At 44.2% G+C, this 18,884-nt stretch carries 15 protein-coding genes and 1 pseudogene; 6 read left to right on the plus strand and 10 right to left on the minus strand.

Annotated features, from left to right (window positions below):
- Positions 1-13: 13 nt before the first annotated feature.
- On the minus strand, positions 14-958 hold the full coding sequence (locus AB4Z17_RS04955; RefSeq protein WP_441958490.1) for an ABC transporter permease: 945 nt from the start codon (positions 956-958) through the stop codon (positions 14-16).
- Between the two features lie 254 nt (positions 959-1,212).
- Here AB4Z17_RS04955 and AB4Z17_RS04960 point away from each other — a divergent pair, with 254 nt between their 5' ends.
- On the plus strand, positions 1,213-3,513 hold the full coding sequence (locus AB4Z17_RS04960; protein ID WP_441958491.1) for a helix-turn-helix domain-containing protein: 2,301 nt from the start codon (positions 1,213-1,215) through the stop codon (positions 3,511-3,513).
- Between the two features lie 71 nt (positions 3,514-3,584).
- Here the strand turns inward: AB4Z17_RS04960 and AB4Z17_RS04965 are convergent, their stop codons facing one another.
- From AB4Z17_RS04965 to rlmN, 7 genes are all read right to left on the minus strand, one after another.
- Positions 3,585-4,532 (minus strand): YbjN domain-containing protein, encoded by a 948-nt coding sequence (locus tag AB4Z17_RS04965; protein WP_441958492.1) that lies wholly within the window; start codon positions 4,530-4,532, stop codon positions 3,585-3,587.
- A 24-nt stretch (positions 4,533-4,556) separates the two neighbouring features.
- The gene (locus tag AB4Z17_RS04970; RefSeq protein WP_441958494.1) at positions 4,557-7,361 is read right to left on the minus strand and encodes a hypothetical protein; all 2,805 of its coding nucleotides are present in this window, start codon (positions 7,359-7,361) and stop codon (positions 4,557-4,559) included.
- Positions 7,362-7,594: 233 nt separating this feature from the next.
- Positions 7,595-7,966, minus strand: a complete 372-nt coding sequence (locus AB4Z17_RS04975) for a hypothetical protein (RefSeq protein WP_441958496.1) — start codon at positions 7,964-7,966, stop codon at positions 7,595-7,597.
- A gap of 52 nt (positions 7,967-8,018) precedes the next feature.
- Positions 8,019-9,215 carry a ParM/StbA family protein gene (locus tag AB4Z17_RS04980; protein WP_441878364.1) on the minus strand — a complete coding sequence of 399 codons (1,197 nt, stop codon included), beginning with the start codon at positions 9,213-9,215 and terminating at the stop codon, positions 8,019-8,021.
- Positions 9,216-9,496: 281 nt separating this feature from the next.
- Positions 9,497-9,973 carry a transcription elongation factor GreA gene (gene greA / locus AB4Z17_RS04985; protein WP_076266440.1) on the minus strand — a complete coding sequence of 159 codons (477 nt, stop codon included), beginning with the start codon at positions 9,971-9,973 and terminating at the stop codon, positions 9,497-9,499.
- A gap of 97 nt (positions 9,974-10,070) precedes the next feature.
- The gene (locus AB4Z17_RS04990; RefSeq protein WP_076266441.1) at positions 10,071-10,907 is read right to left on the minus strand and encodes a YitT family protein; all 837 of its coding nucleotides are present in this window, start codon (positions 10,905-10,907) and stop codon (positions 10,071-10,073) included.
- A 183-nt stretch (positions 10,908-11,090) separates the two neighbouring features.
- Positions 11,091-12,194, minus strand: a complete 1,104-nt coding sequence (gene rlmN / locus AB4Z17_RS04995; protein ID WP_441958497.1) for a 23S rRNA (adenine(2503)-C(2))-methyltransferase RlmN — start codon at positions 12,192-12,194, stop codon at positions 11,091-11,093.
- A gap of 218 nt (positions 12,195-12,412) precedes the next feature.
- Here rlmN and AB4Z17_RS05000 point away from each other — a divergent pair, with 218 nt between their 5' ends.
- The 5 genes from AB4Z17_RS05000 to AB4Z17_RS05020 all read left to right on the plus strand — a co-directional run bounded on the left by AB4Z17_RS05000 (position 12,413) and on the right by AB4Z17_RS05020 (position 17,807).
- Complete coding sequence (locus tag AB4Z17_RS05000) at positions 12,413-13,156, plus strand: DUF4184 family protein (RefSeq protein ID WP_441958499.1); 744 nt, start codon at positions 12,413-12,415, stop codon at positions 13,154-13,156.
- 435 nt (positions 13,157-13,591) lie between these two features.
- Positions 13,592-14,239 (plus strand): response regulator transcription factor, encoded by a 648-nt coding sequence (locus AB4Z17_RS05005; protein ID WP_441958500.1) that lies wholly within the window; start codon positions 13,592-13,594, stop codon positions 14,237-14,239.
- Positions 14,232-15,623, plus strand: a complete 1,392-nt coding sequence (locus AB4Z17_RS05010) for a histidine kinase dimerization/phospho-acceptor domain-containing protein (protein WP_441958501.1) — start codon at positions 14,232-14,234, stop codon at positions 15,621-15,623. Before AB4Z17_RS05005 ends, AB4Z17_RS05010 begins: the two co-directional genes overlap by 8 nt.
- Before the next feature lie 144 nt (positions 15,624-15,767).
- Complete coding sequence (locus AB4Z17_RS05015) at positions 15,768-16,619, plus strand: metallophosphoesterase (protein ID WP_441958503.1); 852 nt, start codon at positions 15,768-15,770, stop codon at positions 16,617-16,619.
- Positions 16,620-16,706: 87 nt separating this feature from the next.
- Positions 16,707-17,807 (plus strand): PRK06851 family protein, encoded by a 1,101-nt coding sequence (locus AB4Z17_RS05020; RefSeq protein ID WP_441958505.1) that lies wholly within the window; start codon positions 16,707-16,709, stop codon positions 17,805-17,807.
- Positions 17,808-17,891: 84 nt separating this feature from the next.
- On the opposite strand, the gene AB4Z17_RS05025 is transcribed toward AB4Z17_RS05020, so the two are convergent.
- Entirely contained in the window at positions 17,892-18,581 is a 690-nt protein-coding gene (locus AB4Z17_RS05025; protein ID WP_441958510.1) for an S-layer homology domain-containing protein, read from the minus strand.
- Positions 18,573-18,884 (minus strand): annotated as a pseudogene (locus AB4Z17_RS05030) (purple acid phosphatase family protein); the annotation flags it as partial. The gene AB4Z17_RS05025 and the pseudogene AB4Z17_RS05030, both read right to left, overlap by 9 nt.

Here is an 18,884-nt window from a genome sequence, read left to right on the forward strand (position 1 = left end):
TTCCCTCCTTTCCTTAGAACATCGCGCTATCTTTATTGAATTTCTTCACAATCCAGTTGGCAGATAGAACAAGCACAAATCCAACGACCGATTGATACAATCCAATTGCCATTGCGATTGCAGGATTGCCCGATGTACGAAGCGTTCGGAACGTATACGTATCGATAACATCCGTTGTCGAATAAAGCATGCCATTGTCGCCGATAATGGCGTAGATCATTCCGAAATCGGAGTAAAAGATTTTGCCGATCGCAAGCAGCGTTAGAATAGATACCGTCGGCATCAACATTGGAATCGTAATGGATTTAATTTGCTGCCAGCGATTGGCTCCATCGATTTTTGCGGCCTCATACAAGGAATCATCAATTGCTGTAATCGCTGCTAAATAGATGACGGCGGACATGCCCGTCTCTTTCCAGATGCTGAGCCCGACCAAAATCCATGTCCATGGCTTAGGATCGGAATACCAATTGTGCGTATCAAAACCAAACGTCTCCAACATGTTGTTGATAAGGCCATGCTCGGTTGCAAACAAGCTGTAGACGATGTAGCTGACGATAATCCATGATAAGAAATGCGGGAACAACAGCGTCGATTGCGATACTCGCTTAAATACGCGTGAGCGAATTTCATTCAGTAGAATAGAAAATGCCAACGCGACAATCGTCCCAAATAAAATAGATAAAAAGTTCAGCTTAATCGTGTTCCAAGTGACCATCGCAGCAGCCGTTGAGTTGAAGAAAAACTCGAAGTTTTTCCATCCTACCCAGTCGCTCTCGAAGATGCCCTTTGTATAATTGAACTTTTGAAAAGCGATAACCATATAAGGCAGCGTCATATAACCGTATACGAATGTGTAAAGCATCGCCGGCAAGACGAGCAAATATGAAACCTTGTTTCGCTTAATGTCGGTAAAAAAAGTGTATCGCTTTTGCCGTTGACCTTTAGCCTTACTCACAGCAGCATCTCCCTTCATGATGATTTGTTTGTTTTCGGTGATTTCAGTATGCGCCGCGGCAAGTATCGCTGAATAGTTAAAATCTTGATAAACCCTTTAAAATCAAGGCTTTTTGGGACTATAAAAATCAGTTAAACCTTCAATTTTTGCTAATAAAGCGAAAGAACGTTGCATTAAAGAAGGATGTATTTTAAAGTTTTCTAAATAAACGATGTAAGCGATTCATTTATTAACGGAGTAAGGAGACAGGCCCGATGAAATGGAAGCAATTATTTAATTATTCCGTTTACCGCAAGATGTTGATTTATTACATCCTACTCGTCGCTCTCGCTGTTCTAGCTGTCAGCAGCACCTTATACTTTTTCTTTGCTTCCAAAACGGAAGAGACGATCAGCAAAAACGTCATTTCCATGCTGCAGCAAACGAGCTATACCTCCAGCATCGTCCATGAGCAAATCGAAACGATAGGCAACCATTTGTTAAGCAATAATCGAATCATCACCGTACTGATGAATAAAGAACATGATTATGTTCAGGATCGTGACGCGATGGATATTCTTCTGGATATCCAGTCCACTTATCCGTTCATTAAATACATTGGCATTTATAACGATCATACGAAGCGGTATTTGAACACGGCGGGGACAACCTATGTGTTAAATGATATGGAGAGGGAGCGAATTACGGATATCAATCACTTGCAGTATATGGAGCTGTTCGCAAACCAGCTTCGTATGCCAAACGCTCCAAGCACAAGCAAGCCGGAACATGTGCTCACTGCGATTTTGCGTCCAAACTATGCGCTTACCTCTGCATACAAAGGAGCTATCACCATCCATGTGGATGAACAGTATATTTTGAACACGATCAAAGCGATTAGCAGTGCTAACGATGATGTATTTGTCATGAATGCAGACGGGCTTGTATTATCCCATACCGATGCGAACCAGTTCATGCAAAGCTTCGCATCGATGCCCCATATCGAACGAATTTTGAATTCGTCCATGAATGCGGGGCATTTCAAAGCTAAAGTGAACGGATCGAAACAGCTGGTCACCTTTGTGAAATCAAACCAGCTTAATTGGTATTTTGTCAGCGTTAAGCCGTACCGACTGCTTATTTCGGATATTTCCGTATTGAGAACCTTCACGGGCTTGATTGCTATGGTCATTATTGCGCTTGGTGCATTAACAGCTTTTTTTGCCACAAATAAACTGTACAATCCGCTTGGCCGTCTAATTAAGAAAGTGCATGAGGTTACGGGCAACAAAAAACCGCTTGCTGAGCAAAATCAAAATGAATTTGCACTACTCTCTGAGGCCTTCTCCAACGTGATTGATCAAGCGAATATGGTTGAACTGGAGCAGAAGCAGTCTTTGCCGGTGCTAAAGAAAACCTATCTTCAGCATTTATTGCATGGAACGCTGCATGACTTATCTGCGACACATATGATCCAATCCGCGATTAATGAGTATTTTACCAGCTCGAATTATGTCGTTATCGTCGCGCAAATTGATCGGTTTACGGAGTTTGCGCAGCATAACAATCAGACGAAACAGGGACTTTTCCGCTTCTCTGTCAGTAATATTACGAATGAGCTGCTTCAGAAACACGCGAAAAACGAAACAATCGTTGTCGATGAGCAGACACTAGCCATTTTATTGTTTCTGGATTCGCCTTCCGTGCCCGAGCATATCTTATTAACACTTGGCGAAATTCAAGAAATCATCTACAGCTATTTCAAATTTACGGTTACGTTCAGCTTAGGAGAAACGGTTAAAGACAAATATGAAATTGATCGTTCCTTCGAATCGGCACAGGAATACGCCAAGTATCGTTTCTTCTACGGACATCAGGCTATTATTCATGAAGCTATGGTTGTTAAGGTCATGCAGCAAGCAAGTGTGTACCCTGCAGCAGCTGAGAAGAAGCTATGCGAGGAGCTTCGTTTAAACCACAATGACAAGGTCAATCAAGCACTTGATCAGTTTATGAAGCAGCTGGGCGAGATGAGCTACTATCAAGCCATCTCCAGCGCAAATCAGCTTTTGAACGCCCTTTTGCGTGATTTTGACGGTGCGTTGCCCATTATGCAGGAATATTCCAAAGAATATTACGATACGGTTAACCAATTGCAGAAGCAGGAAACGCTTCAAGAGGTTCACTCGCTGCTTCGTCACTTCTGTACCCTTATCGGCCTCATGATGGACAAGAAGCAAACGACCAAAACAGACACGTTGATTGAATCGGTTTGCGCTTATTTGCATAAGCATTATCACGAGTCTGATCTGGGCATTGAAACGATAGCGGAGACCGTACAGTTATCTTCCGGCTACCTCGGCAAGCTGTTCCGCAGCCATACGCAGCTGTCGTTTAATGATTATTTAAAGAAAATTCGGCTGGAGGAAGCTACACGGCTTCTTACGACAACAAATGATTCCATTGCAGTCATCAGCGAAAGTGTCGGCGTGCTCAACACAACCTATTTCTTCACCCTGTTCAAAAAAACATACGGCATTTCACCCGCTCAGTACCGCGAACAACATACAAAATAAACACAAAAAAGGCTGTTTGCACAGGGGAGGGTACACCCTTCCTGCAAACAGCCCTTTGGTTATCGATGATATTAGCGTTTAAGCACTTCACGAATTTCAGAGAAATAAGACTCTACCGCTTCAAGGTGATTGCCGAGTATTCTGCTGAATACCTCAGAATCATACGTTTTCCCGGCATAATAGGAGGATCGGAATCTTAGCTCGCCATCCTCATCATCCAGCTCGAAGCTGCCACTGAGGAGGTCCATGTTCTCGTTCAATAATAACAAGGCAAGCTCCTCACGCTGATGCTCAGGGACGAGCTCCGGATAGACGGAATAAACCGCACAATAATCCTGGACCTCCTCAATCCGAATGAGACCAACCCAGCTTTCGCCTCTACTAGTAAATATAAGCTTATACAGTTGATCGTCTATAACCTCATATTTCAGTTCATTGTCCGTTAGAAATGATGTGATATGCTCATTTAAAGCCCCATTTGCAATAGAAGGCTCTTCGGGTACTGAAATTTCTTGATCCATTTCTGCAGCCCATGCCGTCCTGAATCCCATCTTTAAGACGCCTTCATCCTTCAACGCTTCAGGCAAAACAACGCTTTGCTTTAATTCCAGCGCAAGCCAGCACTYGGTATGATCTAAGCTCAGCAGCTTGCTCGTTGGCTCCGTACTTGAGCGCACGCTATCAAATATAGCTTCTGCATCGAATCCGTGCTGAGCAGCCAGCTTCGTCAAGCTTGGCCTTAGCGCGACATGAACTTCTACAGGTTGATTATCATCCATAGCCGCGCTGCTGCCTGTCCTCATGCTGGCGAACAGGTTAAACCACTCGTTCTCCATAATATCCTGATAAGTTTGGCCGCTAACCTCGATCATCATCTGACAAGAAAGCGAGTCCTCGAAGCTTTGAAAATTAACTTTCCGCAAGACAGCAGGCACAGACTCTCCCGTCAGCGTATGGAAATTTATCGGCAGCTCTGTAGTAATGCTTGTATCTCCCGTATACTTCTGTTGATTGGACATGACTACGATCACTCCTAGCAAATGTTAACCTATTTCGTGCCCCGCCAGTTCCCCTGCAATGGACCCTGCTCCACTCGCATCCTGTTCATATTTCAGCTTTCCAAGCCGCTTGGACTTCTCTACCGCTACATTCACGATGCCTGCCTCCACTTCGAATGACTTCGTTTGCGTAACTTCTAGTGCAATCTCCCAGCCCTTGGACTTATTATCTTTATCCCATTTTTTTTCAAACCCGATACTCAGATCAAGAGAGCTTGCGAGCGCTATTTTGTTGCCTTCATCAATCGCACTCGCACTTGAATCACCCGTTAACCAACCTCGAATTGTATCATTGACAGTTTCATCGCCTTTGATTTTTTCGGCAAGGCTTTTGCCAGCTGCTTCAAATTGCGGAACCACAAATAACAAATCCGTCCCGGTATCTAGAGCTGATCCTATACCCTTCGCCGCCATATCCTTATCCTTTTTCACTTTGCTAGTGATGAAACCAACGAGATTTTTGGCCGAGCCTGCGACCGGTGTCGCTACTTTCGATGCAATCTTGACCCATTCGTCCGCATCTTCACCGAATTGGAATGGAATAGAGCCGCTAGCTGTAATTTCGAGCGATCTCAAATTATTGTTGATTACGGAGCCTGCGGCTTCGAGTCCAAAGGAGATATCGTTGCCGCCGAGCTTCACCTTCGCTTCGGCAGATGCTTCCATAACATGCACATTCATACCCCTGCGGAGGGTTGCTGCCTTTTCCTTCAGCTTCGTCAGATCCGTTGCTCCGCCAAATCCGTTAGGCGCTTGTTTCTCAAGAGCTTCTTTGTCAAAGCGGCCTAAGAACTTGTAGCCAAGGGCTGCTCCCATCTCGGCTACCCCCGCATTCGCTTCAGCTTCCCCTTTAAACATCAAACCAATATCAACATGATTGTCTGCTTTTTGCAATTCCTGCTCCTCGATCATAGCTGCCCATATTTCTGCTTCTTCGACCTCGGCCATTCCGGACTTGCCTCCCATACCCCAGAAATAATCCGCTGCCCTATCGGAAATGTTTCTTATTTGCCTGTACATGCCGTACGAGGTTAAATTCATGACACCGGCTGAATCTGTTCCTATGCTCTCCAGGAAGAAGCCCGCACGGAAATTGGCGTCGAAGCCAAACGACTGGAAGCCAGCTCCGAAAGTAATTTCAGCGGCCATCGTTAATTCTTTATCTTCCCTGCCTACCGAGCCAGCCAGTCCGAACAGAACATAGACGCCGCTAGCATGAACGGGTATTTTCAAATCAAAGCTGAACGAGCTGGAGTCGCCAATATTCGGCGCGGCAAGATCAAGCACCTTGCCTATGACGAAGAGCCCTTTGTTTAGCGTAGGAGCTTCTACTGTTTTTTTAATGGCTTTGCCAGCTATATCATCCGCCGTAACCTGCTCCTTCGTTTTCTCAGCAAGTGCCGTAAGCTGCGCAGCATCCGGCTTCGAGCCTGGCACCTTTTTATCGCCTTTCGTAATGCTTCGAACAGCGTTCACCGCTTCGGTTTGTTTGCTCTTCAGCAGTTCAATCGCTTTCTTCTCAGCACCAGCTAAAGCCGCTTCATTTACTTTTACACCCGCAGCGTTTGTACGTGCTACGCCATATGCTGAGGTTTGTGCTGCTTCTTTCAGCAGCTTCTTAATATCCCCTTCAGGCAGCACTCTTTTCGTGATATTGACTGCCTCAGTGGTCATAGCTGCATCGACAGAGCTCTTGGAGGTTGCATGTGCTTCCTTCTTTGCCATCATGCCGGTAAACTTCTTATCGAGCTGCGTTTTGCCCGATGTTAGTGCATTCGTGTCCAATTGATTGTCAATATCCGTTCTCGACTGCTCTCGCGCAGCATCTTTCATCTTCTGACGAAAAGCATTAAGTTCTTTGGATCTTCGCCAAGCGCCTCGTCCTACGCCGAGCTTCATAACGACAGCTTCCTTGATGGGTTCATACAGCTTATTCGTATAAACCGTATTAATAACAGCTGGCTGAACAAGCGTACTATCCATTTGATGYCGATTTTCCACTTCTGCTTTACCCAAATCGCCAACGTCTACACTGCTATCGAGAAATGCTGCACTTTGCTTAACCTTGTCCACAGCATCTTTTTTAATCTGTGCAAGAGAAACATTAGACAACCGTTCAGCTTCAGCAGTTGCCTCCCTCGTCGCCTGTGCGTTCGCAGCTAACACTTGTTTAGCTAAAGGAACCTCAGGCCTTGCCTCCGTCTTGTTATAGCCTTCAATGAACTTATTCGCCAGCAGGCTCTTTTGGCTCGATGGAAGCTTGCTCACGACAGTATCGCTCGCATATTTCTTTAACGTATCGGATACGATGCCTTTTGCAGCTACATGTTCTGCAGCATAAAGCTTTTCATCAGCCTTCTCATGGGCCTCTGCTACACCGTTCTGATCGATATTTGCTTCTACCGCCGTCTTGGCTTTAGCCTGCAGACTGGCTCTTAGCGATGCTGTTTGTTTATCACTATTTAAGAACGTATGTATAYGCTGACTCGTTTGCTGAATAAGCCCATCAAAGAGCTGCTGTGGTTTGACAGTGACCTGCGCATCACGATCTGCTTTGAGCTCATCCTTTCGCACATCTTTAGGTGACTTCTGAGGGGCAGTCGCAGCCCCGCCTACTAGTGCACTCGTAGACTGATTGCCTGCCGTCTGCTGCAATTGCAGGAGCTGCCCAGCATTCACAGCCGGTGATTGAAGTGATTGCTGTGGCTGCGCAGGCGCAGTGCTTTGCGCTGGAGGAGCTGGTTTTGGTTTAGCAACGGTTGGATTCGAGCTTCGTGAGAAAAAAGGCATGGACGGCCCACCTCTATATAGTCTTATATACTAAACGGATATGATGAAAATAAATGGAACATATTACTATTATACACTAGGGTTACTAGACTTAAAGAACTGTTTTACGTAAAAAAACACCACAAGGAATGATCAAGCATCCCTTAGTGGTGTTTTGTGTTATTCGGTAATACTTTGAATTACTTAGTCATACATAACACAACTAAGTAAGTCTCAATATTGCCATTTTTTCATTAGCTCCATGCTTCAATATCATCATCATCAATTTCTTCCTCTACAACCGGAGAAGCTTTTGGGTCAGGAATGGGAGCAGTGACAGCGGCGCTAACTTCAGCGATCGCTGCTGACAATTGTTCCTCCCCTGTTAATGGAGAATTAATTTCGCTGCCTTGCTGCAAGGCTGATGAGCCTTGCAATCGACTTCTCTCCATCGGAACAAAAGCTTGTAAATTCCGAACGCCGTTTAAGGCGATCTCATTTTCAACCAAATATCGAAGAGAATCCATGAGATTCGATTGAGAATTCAACCAAAGCATAATTAAGGGATCCTCTGATTTCTTGGTTTTCAAGCTTATATTTTCACCGGGCAGTTTTGTTTTCTTCATACCTCTCACCTACCAGAATCCGTTAGATTATACCTCAACCTGATGAACAAGCTTATGCAGGCTGAACCGCTTTATTTTTTAATGCCTCATAGATTTTGCCACGCACAAATGCATCAAGACCCATTGCATTCAGCTGCACTGCGTACTCAGCAGGAATATACAGCAGCTGCATCTCTCTTTCCGTACACAGCTCTTTCAGCTGTCCGTAGAGTACTGAGCGCATAAGTATGCTTCCGCCGCCGTAAACGCAAATCAGATCGATTTCATTGCGTGCTTTGGTCAGCTGTTTTTTGACATGCTGCACGATTTGTCTAACCTGGCTCTCAAGCGGTCTTCTTAATGTCTTAAGCGCACGTGCATGGTATTTATGGTTAGGATTTTTGATAACATCGCTGAAAAATTGACGCGGGCTGTCCGCCAAATGAATGAGTCGGTTAAACTCCTGCAGCGCTTCTTCAATCGCATAACCGGCGCCATGATGGCTGCCATGCACGAATTGACGCAGAAACTTATTCCCCTCCGTAATCGGATATTCCGTAGAGCCGTCTCCGATATCCACATGAAGAATGCGTTTGTCTTTGAAATAACTGCCGTTGAATTTCTTATCTACTTCATAGGACTCAAGGAAATCTCCAAAGATTTCGCCCTCTCTCCAGCCGCCCGCTGTATCCTTCTGCAGCGTGAAAATAACCGGAGTGGCTTCTGGAACGACCTTCGCAAACGGGAACACGATTTTTACAGCTACGCGCTGCATGCCCAAATGAACCGTCACATGGTGCAAGCCAGACGTAAATCGTTTCTCAAACTTAGCAGAGGTCTCATCCGTGTGCTGCGTAACCGGAAGCGCCGTTGCCATATCTACTTCCACATCGATTTGTGCAGGTATTTTTTTCTCTTCCTCGTACGCCTTCTGAACAGCCATCGCCGCAATTTGGGCAAGCGTATTGATAACCGGCAAATCCATATCGCTCTTCAGATCAATTCCGATTTGCAGATTGTCCAGCACTTCTCCGCTCTCTAAAGCGAACTTCCCGACATAGTACATCCCTGGTCTTGCTGATGGCGAATCGATGGTTACAACAAGCTGATCCTGCAAATTCTTAATAAAGCTCTCTGGTGTTTGCTCTTCGCTCCATGGAAGCTCGTCCACCGTACAATTTACATTAGGCTGCTGAACCAGCTTGCCGTCAATGATAAGATCATGCTCGCTGTTTCCGTTATCGTTGCCTACAAAGAAATGATAGTTCATAATGGCTTTCCTCCTAGAAAAGGTTTTTGGAAACTTGTACAGCTTCCAAAGATTATGTTTTTTTGTTGCAACTGTCATGGTAATACTTTGCCATACAAAGTATTAGTTTACATCAAGCTATAGTCCCAATGCCCGTTAATCTTTTCTCATCTGTTTCTGTCGCAATATGTTTGTATCGATCGGTTCTTTAACGATGCTGTCGTTTCTGCCCTATTTCGTCAAAAAAAGCTAACCCGCTTCAGGCGGATTAGCTGTGATGAAATGATCTATAGGATAATGAATTATGCTCTGATTTCGAGAAGCTCGTATTTAATAACACCCATAGGAGCACTTACGTTAATGATGCTGCCTACCGTCTGACCAAGCAGCTCTTTGCCTAGTGGACTCTCGTAGGAAATTTTGTTCTCCGCAACATCTGCTTCCTCAGTACCTACGATTTTGTACTCGATCTTCTCGGAAAATTCGATATCGTTTAAAATGACGGTTAAACCGATGCTTACTTTTGATAGGTCTAAGGTCTTCGCTTCGATCACGCGAGCCTTCTTCAGCATTTTATCTAAAATAAGAATTCTCGTTTCCATGAAGGACTGATCATTTTTGGCTGAGTGATATTCGCTGTTTTCCTTTAAGTCGCCATAACTGATCGCGAGTTTAATCCGCGCAGCCAATTCCTTGCGCTTCACATATTTAAGATCATCCAGCTCAGCTTGCAGCTGCTCTAAGCCTTCTTGCGTCAAAATTACTTCGTCTTTCGACATCTAAACAACTCCTATCTGCTATCTTGTTTTAATTTTACTCTATATCCCGAAAATAAGCGAAATTCCACGACCTTCTTTTTTATACCAATCGCTGTAATCATTTTGAAATATCAATAAATCCTTCGCCAAATACGTCCCGCACATCATGAATCGTAATAAACGCATTTTTATCGCATGCTTTTACAATTTTTTTCAATTGACTCAGTTCCTGCTTGCTAATGACAATATATAAAATTTCCTGCGGTGTTTTCGTATAGTGCCCACGGCCATAAATAACAGTAACTCCTCTATCCATCACCACATTAACCTGCTCAGCAATTTTGCCTTGCTCCTTGGAAATAATGGTGACTGCTTTTTTCGGATTAACCCCTTCAATGATGAAGTCCATCACCTTGGTACCGATGTATAACATGACAATAGTAAGCATCAGCGCCTCGGCACCGATAATGAAATAAGAGGAGAACGCGACGATTAAGTCAAAGAACAACAAGGCATAGCTAATGTTCCAGTCCAAATACTTATTCGCAATACGTGCCAAAATCGTTGTTCCGGCAGTCGTGCCTCCAACGCGGATAATAAGCCCAATTCCCGCTCCGCCAAACAAGCCGCCAAACAGCGCATTTACGATTAATTCATCGGATTGAATACTCCAGTCTGCTGTTAAATGGAGAAACAAAGAATGAAAAAGAACTGCTGCGATTGTATAAATTACCGTCTGTCGATCCAGAAAACGGTAGCCTACAATGAGCAAGAAGGAGTTGAAAATTAAACTCATTAACCATGGTGCCCACCCAAAAACATAATATAAAATAATCGTTATCCCGGTAACCCCGCCTTCGCCAAACTCGTTCGGAATAACAAATAAGTTGATTGCTAATGCAAAAATAAGTGCGCCAACCATAATTGTAATGACATCCATTATTCTCTTCTTCATATGCATACACCCTTCTTATCTAAAAATATATGRTCGTAGTATGTCCATCTTATCCGAAATTGTAAATATTCAGAAAAAATGGCTGTATAAACAAATAAAAAGAACACCTCTTTTAGAAGGTGTTCTCATATTATTCACATGATTATCTTTTAAAAGCAGCAGCTGCAAAGGTATGATACGCTTCTAGAGGGACGCTGCTGCTGCGCTTTCTTGCCCCAATTTCTGCTCTTTGGATTTTTTGATCTGTTTGCTCCGCAGCTGTCCGCAAGCGGCATCAATATCCGTACCATGCTCAAGGCGAACGCTGCAGCTGATACCCTGTTTCTTAAGCGTATCATAGAAAGCTCGCACCGTTTCGCGATCCGTTCGTTGGTATTGACTATGCTCATCCACCGGATTGTAGGGAATGAGGTTAACATTAGCCAGGTTACCTCTATGGCCAATAAGCTGTGCAAGCTCTATTGCGTGCTCTCTTTGGTCATTAACGTCCTTCAGCAATATATATTCAAGCGTAATTCTCCGATTCGTTTTCTCCAAATAATAATCGATGGATTGCATCAATTTCGCAATCGGAATCGCTCGGTTTATTTTCATAATACGTGTTCTGAGCTCATCATTCGGTGCATGCAAGGAAACCGCAAGGTTAACCTGTAGATCCGAGTCAGCGAATTCCACGATTTTGTTCGCTAACCCGCTCGTTGATACGGTAATATGTCTAGCAGCGATCGCAAGCCCCTTCTGGCTCTTGATTACGCCGATAAAGTCTGTCATGTTCTCAAAATTATCGAATGGCTCGCCGATGCCCATGACAACGACGTGGCTGACATGCTCGCCCTTCTGCGCCTGATCCAAATGAAGCTGAACCTTCATAATCTGCTCCACGATCTCTCCGCCTGTTAAATCACGGCTCTTTGCAAGCAGACCGCTCGCACAAAAGCTGCAGCCAATATTACATCCCACTTGTGTCGTGACACAAACCGATAAGCCGAATTTATGCCTCATCAGTACCGTCTCAATTAAATTGCCATCATGCAGCTTGAACAAAAATTTATTCGTTCCGTCCGCTGACTCCTGCCTCGTATGCTCGGTAAGCGTTTGAATGACAAAATGCTCGGACAGCAGCTGAATGATCTCTGGTTTCACATCCGTCATATCCTCAAAAGCCGTTATACGCTTCCGATAAAGCCAATCCCATACTTGTGATGCCCGAAACTTTGTATACTCTCGTTCTTTCAGCCATTCCGTCAGTTGATCGAACGTTAATCCATATATAGATGCTTTAGTCATAACTAATCCTCTTTTCAAAACTGCTAAAAAGCAGCCCTATTCTAGCTAGTAGGCCGAAACAAACAATCTGCTTATTATTGTCCCAAAATTACCTCATTAAAACAAGGGGGGAAAGCGCCCAATTATTATGTTAATGCCCCTCCCTTGGCCTATATGTTACATTTCTTTTAAAAGTACCGTCTTCCTATTTTAAAATAGACCCGTTAGGAGGTGCCGAATTGCCATTCACCTTTGCTCATCCGCTATATATTGCACCTTTAAAAGCGGCAAAGCCTGCTTACTTTAGCTTAACTGGTCTCGTTCTCGGGAGCATGTCTCCTGACTTTGAATATTTTATTGCGCTTGAGCCCTATCAGACGATCGGCCATTCCTTTGGCGGGTTGATCTATCAAGCGATACCGCTGAGCATTATGCTCGCTTATTTGTTTCATTATGTTGTAAAAGCTCCCTTAGCCAAAAACCTGCCTGCGCTTGGGAGTTTAGATCGTAAAGCCTACAGACTCGCCCATGGATGGAAACTTAACACAGTGCAGAGCTGGCTGGTGTTTCTCGCTTCTGTCGTCATTGGCTTCTATTCACATCTATTCATCGATGCATGCACGCACTATTCAGGCATGTTCGTTACCAAATTCCCTGTTCTTCGTGAATCAATAGCGGGGATACCGCTATACAAATGGTTTCAGCGATCGTTATCCATCGTCGGTCTAATTATAGAAGCTATGCTGTTATACCGCTTTATAAATAAAGCCAAATTGGAATCTGCTTATACAGGCGCTGCTACAAAACTCAAAATGGTATATTGGGCAATTGTTTTATCCTGCACATTGCTGACTTTAGCGTTAAAACTTATCTTCACATCCAGCTCCAACTATATTGGCATAGCTGTTGTAGCTCCGATTTCAGGGTTTATGCTCGGGATTCTCCTGGCCAGCATCGTTCATCGTCTGTATAGGAGAAAATGAGTCTATCCCAATTTACCATGCGCTCTCCTGATGAGAGCATATTTTTTTTGTAAATAGAACCGCTATTGCATGACCTAATGCCGTAAATGATTTTTGCCATATTGGTGTAACATTCAAACTTTATGCTTGTTCTCATTCATCGTTCACATAAACGGGAGGAACAAGCTTTGAAAAACAAAACGATCGTCGTTACCGGAGGAACAGGGTCTTGGGGGAGGGAGCTCGTAAAGCAATATTAAGATGAAAATAGCTGCTTGCTTGGTTGTCTTATTTTTTCTCATTGTCGTGGTCGTATTTAGTTATGGTTTTCTTACAGCCGCTTGACCTGAGGCTCCGCTGGTATGAAACAAAAACAAGATGTACAGCTTATTCTAATAACAGGTATCATATTCCTTACGTATTCTATCTCTCTACATTGCTGGGAAGGAGACTTTCATGAATATATTAATTGCCGATGATGAGCCCTTTATGCTCAAGATTTTAAAGGCGTATTTTGAGAAAGAAGCCTTTCATACCTTCCTAGCACAGGATGGCGAGGAAGCACTGAACATTTTCTATTCAAACAACATCCATTTAGCAGTATTAGATTGGATGATGCCTAAAGTAAATGGTATTGAGGTATGCAAAGAAATCAAAAAACTAAGCAAAACGAAGGTATTGATGCTGACGGCAAAAGGGGAAGACGAGGATGAGCTCATCGCCCTTCAATCTGGAGCAGATGAGTATGTCAGCAAGCCGTTTGACCCGCGTATATTGATTTTGCGAGTAAAGAAGCTGCTTCATATGGACAATCAAATTGCGATCGGAAATATAAAAGTAGATATCGATAGCCAAAAAATCTTTAGAGATGAGACCGACCTGCAGGCTACGAATAAAGAGTTTCACTTAATGAAGTATCTCATTGAAAACAGAGGAATCATCGTTTCACGGAAAGCTTTGCTCGATCGTATTTGGGGATTCGACTATTTTGGCGAAGAACGAACTGTCGATACGCATATCCGCAGGCTTAGAGCAAAGATCGGCGATCATTTAATCAGAACACATAGAGGGATGGGCTACAGCCTGGAAGAACCGCATGAATAAGCTAAACAAAAAGTTGATTGGGCGCATTTTATTTGTGTTCTGCATCGTCGTTATTTTCTCAATTGTGATGAATTCGTTTTTCTTGCCCAAATATCTTTTGTACAAAAAAAAGCATGCCCTTGCAGCTATAACTGAGCAGCTTGATGCCATGGATACAAAGCAGTTATTACGTAATATGGAGGCTGTTGAGAACAAATACGATGTTACCATTGTAAACACACCTGTTACCACAAATCTAAATGGGCTAAACGAAACGATTATAGGTCTTTTAAATAAAAAAGGCATTACGCTGAGCAAGTTTTGGATCACGGATGAAAGCCTTGAGAAGCTTAACAAATATCAAATGGTCAGAAAAATTTACAATCAAGAGAAGCTGAAATCCAGCTTTCTCGTTACCTTTATGAAAAAAGATGAGATCGTTTTTGTAGTTGGTGAATCGATATCGCACTCGGCAGAAACATTAACCATCGTTAATCAATTTACCCTCTATACTTATGCAGGCGAGCTGCTGCTGCTGATCATCCTGTCAGCACTTTTTACGAGAAGCATCGTTCGACCGCTTGCCAAAATACAAGATGCAGCTGAAGGCATTTCAAGCTTATCGTTTACCAAGGTTCATATTCGTACGGGCGATGAAATTGAATCCTTAGCAGAGAGCATCAATCAAATGAGTGATAAATTAGAGCATGCCCATCATGAGCTGGAAGCGAGAAATGAGAACTTGCGGCAGTTTATTGCCAACATTTCGCATGAACTGAAAACCCCGCTGTCCTTAATAAAGGCTTATTCTTCAGGAATAAAGGACGGGATGGATGACGGTACCTATATTGATGTTATCCAGCAGCAAACCGATGACATTGCGATGCTGGTGGGCAAGCTGCTTGAGCTCTCCAAGCTGCAAACCGACCTTTATCGGATGAACACCTTTGATTTCAAACAGCTGCTCCATCGAACCTTGCAAAAATATCGTTTTTCCATTCAACAGGAAGCTATTCAGCTATCTGTAGATGACAGCTTGCTAAACCAGCACCATATATTCGCTGATGAGCAGAAGATAGAGATGGTTTTGAACAATTTCATTTCCAATGCAATGAAATATTCAACCAATCAACAAATTTGTATTACTGCTCTGAATAAAGATGATTTTTTACATTTCTCGATCACGAATGGGATTGAAAATGATGAGCAGCGACAATGGGATTTGATATGGGAACCCTTTTACGTAATGGAGAGCTCCCGCAACAAACAGCTTAGCGGAACAGGCTTAGGCTTATCGATCGCGAGAACGATTTTGCAGAAACATGAAGCACCGTTTGGCTTTCATATCGAAAACGAGGAAATTACATTTTATTTCTCGTTGCCTATAGATACGAGTAAGAATTAAAGGCGCTGCGACAATCCTGTTGCGGTGCCTTATTTTTTTGTCACATTGACGTAACAAAAAAGGTCTATGATTGCACTTACAGATCATCATTGGAAGATATCAAAAAGGAAAAATGGAGGCATTATGCAATCAACTTCAGCACCTATGAGTAGACGGACGTTTTTGAAGAAGAGCTTGCATGTAACTTTGTTGCTGATGGGAACCGCTGGTTTATCCGGCGTATATTCGCATCTAGTTGAGCCGTATTGGATTGAGGTTAAACAGGTGAAGGTTGCCATCCCAAAGCTGCCTGCCTCCTTCAACTCCTTTCGCATCGTTCATTTCAGTGACCTGCATCTCGGCTTTCATTCTAAACCTGAACTGCTGATTGAGCTTGCAGAGCAAGTTAGGGAGGCAAAACCAGACCTTATTTGCTTTACAGGAGACTTGCTCGATCAATCCACCGCGTATATGCCGGAAGCCGTTGCTTTCCTCTCGAAGCTCTCGAAGCTGCAAGCGCCCTTTGGGCAATATGCCGTTCTAGGCAATCACGATGCCTTCGGCAATCGAAGAGCAGTTACCAAGGGACTATCAAAAGCTGGATTCCATGTGCTCGATAACCAGCATGTCGCGTTAACAAAGGACTCAGCGCATCTCTATATTGCCGGGGTCGATGATCCGATGGTTGGACACCCAAATATCGATCAGGCTTTACAAGGCATTCCTGACGGTTCCAGTACCATTCTGCTCGCTCATGAGCCGGATTTCGCTGATGAGTATGCCCGCTATCCGGTCGACCTGCAATTGTCAGGCCATAGTCATGGCGGACAAGTGCGTATACCTTTAATCGGGGCACTGTATACACCTCCCTACGGGAGCAAATATACTGCCGGATTATATCAGGTACCAAACAGCAAAATGCAAGTGTACACCACTCGCGGGATAGGAATGACACGGATTCCCGTTCGTTTTCATTGCCGGCCAGAGCTTACCGTTCTTACTTTAAAAGCACAATAAAGGGAAGTAGATACTAGCACCAATTCAACATGGAAATAATACGATGGAGTATGCAGCAGGACATTAGCCTAGGAAGGTGTGACGGTTATGACTGGAATCATCAAAAACTTCTATGTGAACGGAAATACAGCTCGCGGCTTGACCAGCCTGTTCGACTCGTCTTTGCAAGATTTGGAGCGCTTATTTATTTTGAAAGAAGGACCTGCTTTAGAACGATCAAACCTCATTCGTTCTATCGCTGACGGCATCGCGCAGGACGGCTATGACATTTGGCTGCTGCACTCCCCCTTCGACAATGGCTCGCTAGATGGACTCATTGTTCCCGCACTCCGTCTCGGCCTTGTTGATGGAACGCCGCCGCGCTTTATTGATCCCGCTTTGCTAGGAGCATCCGTTCAATACATTCATCTAGGCGAGGCCGCAGATACAGCAAAGCTGCAAGCGCTAAAGCCAGAGATCGAGATTTTAAGTACACAAATTACGCAGGCGTACGATCAAGCTTATGCTGGCTTTGCTGAGGCGCTTCGTATTCATGACGACTGGGAGACCATCTATATTCAGAACATGAATTTCCAAGCAGCCGATGAGCTCACAGCCTCTTACATCGATACATTCTATGGCGATAACAAGCTGGAGAAACCAAGCCGTGTTGATCACCGTTTTTTGGGCGCTGCTACAGCTAAGGGCTCATTCGATTTTGTCCCGAATCTGACGGATGGTTTAAAACGATATTTCGTTAAAGGCAGAGCCGGCTCAGGCAAATCCACCATGCTCAAAAAAATAGCTGCAGCCGGAGTCGATCGCGGACTGGATGTTGAGATTTATCATTGCGGCTTCGATCCGAACAGCTTAGATATGGTCATCGTTCGTGAGCTTGGCTTCGCAATTTTCGACAGTACAGCGCCGCATGAGTACTTTCCCGATCGTGCAGGCGATGAAATGATCGATATGTATGCCAGCTGCATTACACCTGGAACAGATGAAGCGCATTCAGATACCATTACCGAAATAAAAAACCGTTACGCTGCGCAGATCAAAACATCGGTTCAGCAGCTAGCTCTAGCCAAGACATTGCAAAATGAACGGGAGCAATTGTATACGCAAGCTGTTGATTACAATCAACTTGAACAAATCAAAAATGAAGCGAAGCAAGCAATCGGCAATATTTTGGCCGCTGCCGCTCGTTAACATATATGTATTTTCCATAATAAAAAGCCTGCAAAGCTCCACCAATAGGTGAAGCCTGCAGGCTTTTCTGAATAAAAGATATGATTATTTCGTTTTGTTAAGCAAACCAATAATGAGTGCTACGGCTTCTGCTCTAGTCGCAATCTGCTGAGGAGCGAAACGGTTCTGGCCAACGCCGCTAACAAGTCCCGCCTCCACTGCGGTTGCAACGTATGGAACTGCCCATGCTGGAACAGATTTGGAATCCGCAAAGGAAAGCTTAGCATTTGGATTTACTTTTATTCCACTTGCACGAACAATCATAGCGACCATCTCTGCACGAGACAGCTCCTTCTCAGGACCAAATGTGCCATCAGCATATCCGCTAATGATACCTGATTCAACAGCCTGCGTGACAAACGATTGTGCCCATGCAGGTATTTTATCAGAGTCCTTGAAGCTTAAAGCTTTGCCTGAGTCAGAGAGATTCAGCGCACGAGCCAGCATCGTGATAAACTCTGCGCGATTAACTGATTTATTCGGGCGGAACTGGCTGTCTTCATAACCTTTAACGAAACCAGCTTTTACAGCTTCATTGATAGCTGATGCTGCCCAGTGGCCTGCAATATCCTTCAAAACAACTTCTGACTCATTGCCGCCGCCAGTTCCTGTACCAGGATTTGTGCCTGGGTTAGTTCCCGGACCTGGTCCTGGATTCGTTTCTGGGCTTGTACCCGGACCTGTTCCTGGACCTGTTCCTGGACCTGGTCCCGGATCTGTTTTTTCCTTCTTCACAATACCGAATTGATCTACGATAAACGGTTTAGCATCGTTCAAGTTCTGGTCAATTTCATACGTCACAGCTGTTAGCTTGTTACCATCGATGGTGATGCCAACAAAGTTTTGTACTTGRCCGCGAACTGGGCGTGTGCTGTCGTTCTTATCTGGGCCGTATTTAGCCGCATGGTTCTCTTCCGCACGCTCGAACAGACTGTAATAGGCTTCGCCAAGTGCTGGTTTTGCATTCTTGTAGTATACCTTCGGACCTGCTGTTGCAGGAATCATGTAGATTGAACCATCCGGATTCACCGTATACTC

The sequence above is a fragment of the Paenibacillus sp. TAF43_2 genome (genome assembly GCF_052113545.1).
Taxonomy (GTDB): Bacteria; Bacillota; Bacilli; order Paenibacillales; family Paenibacillaceae; genus Pristimantibacillus.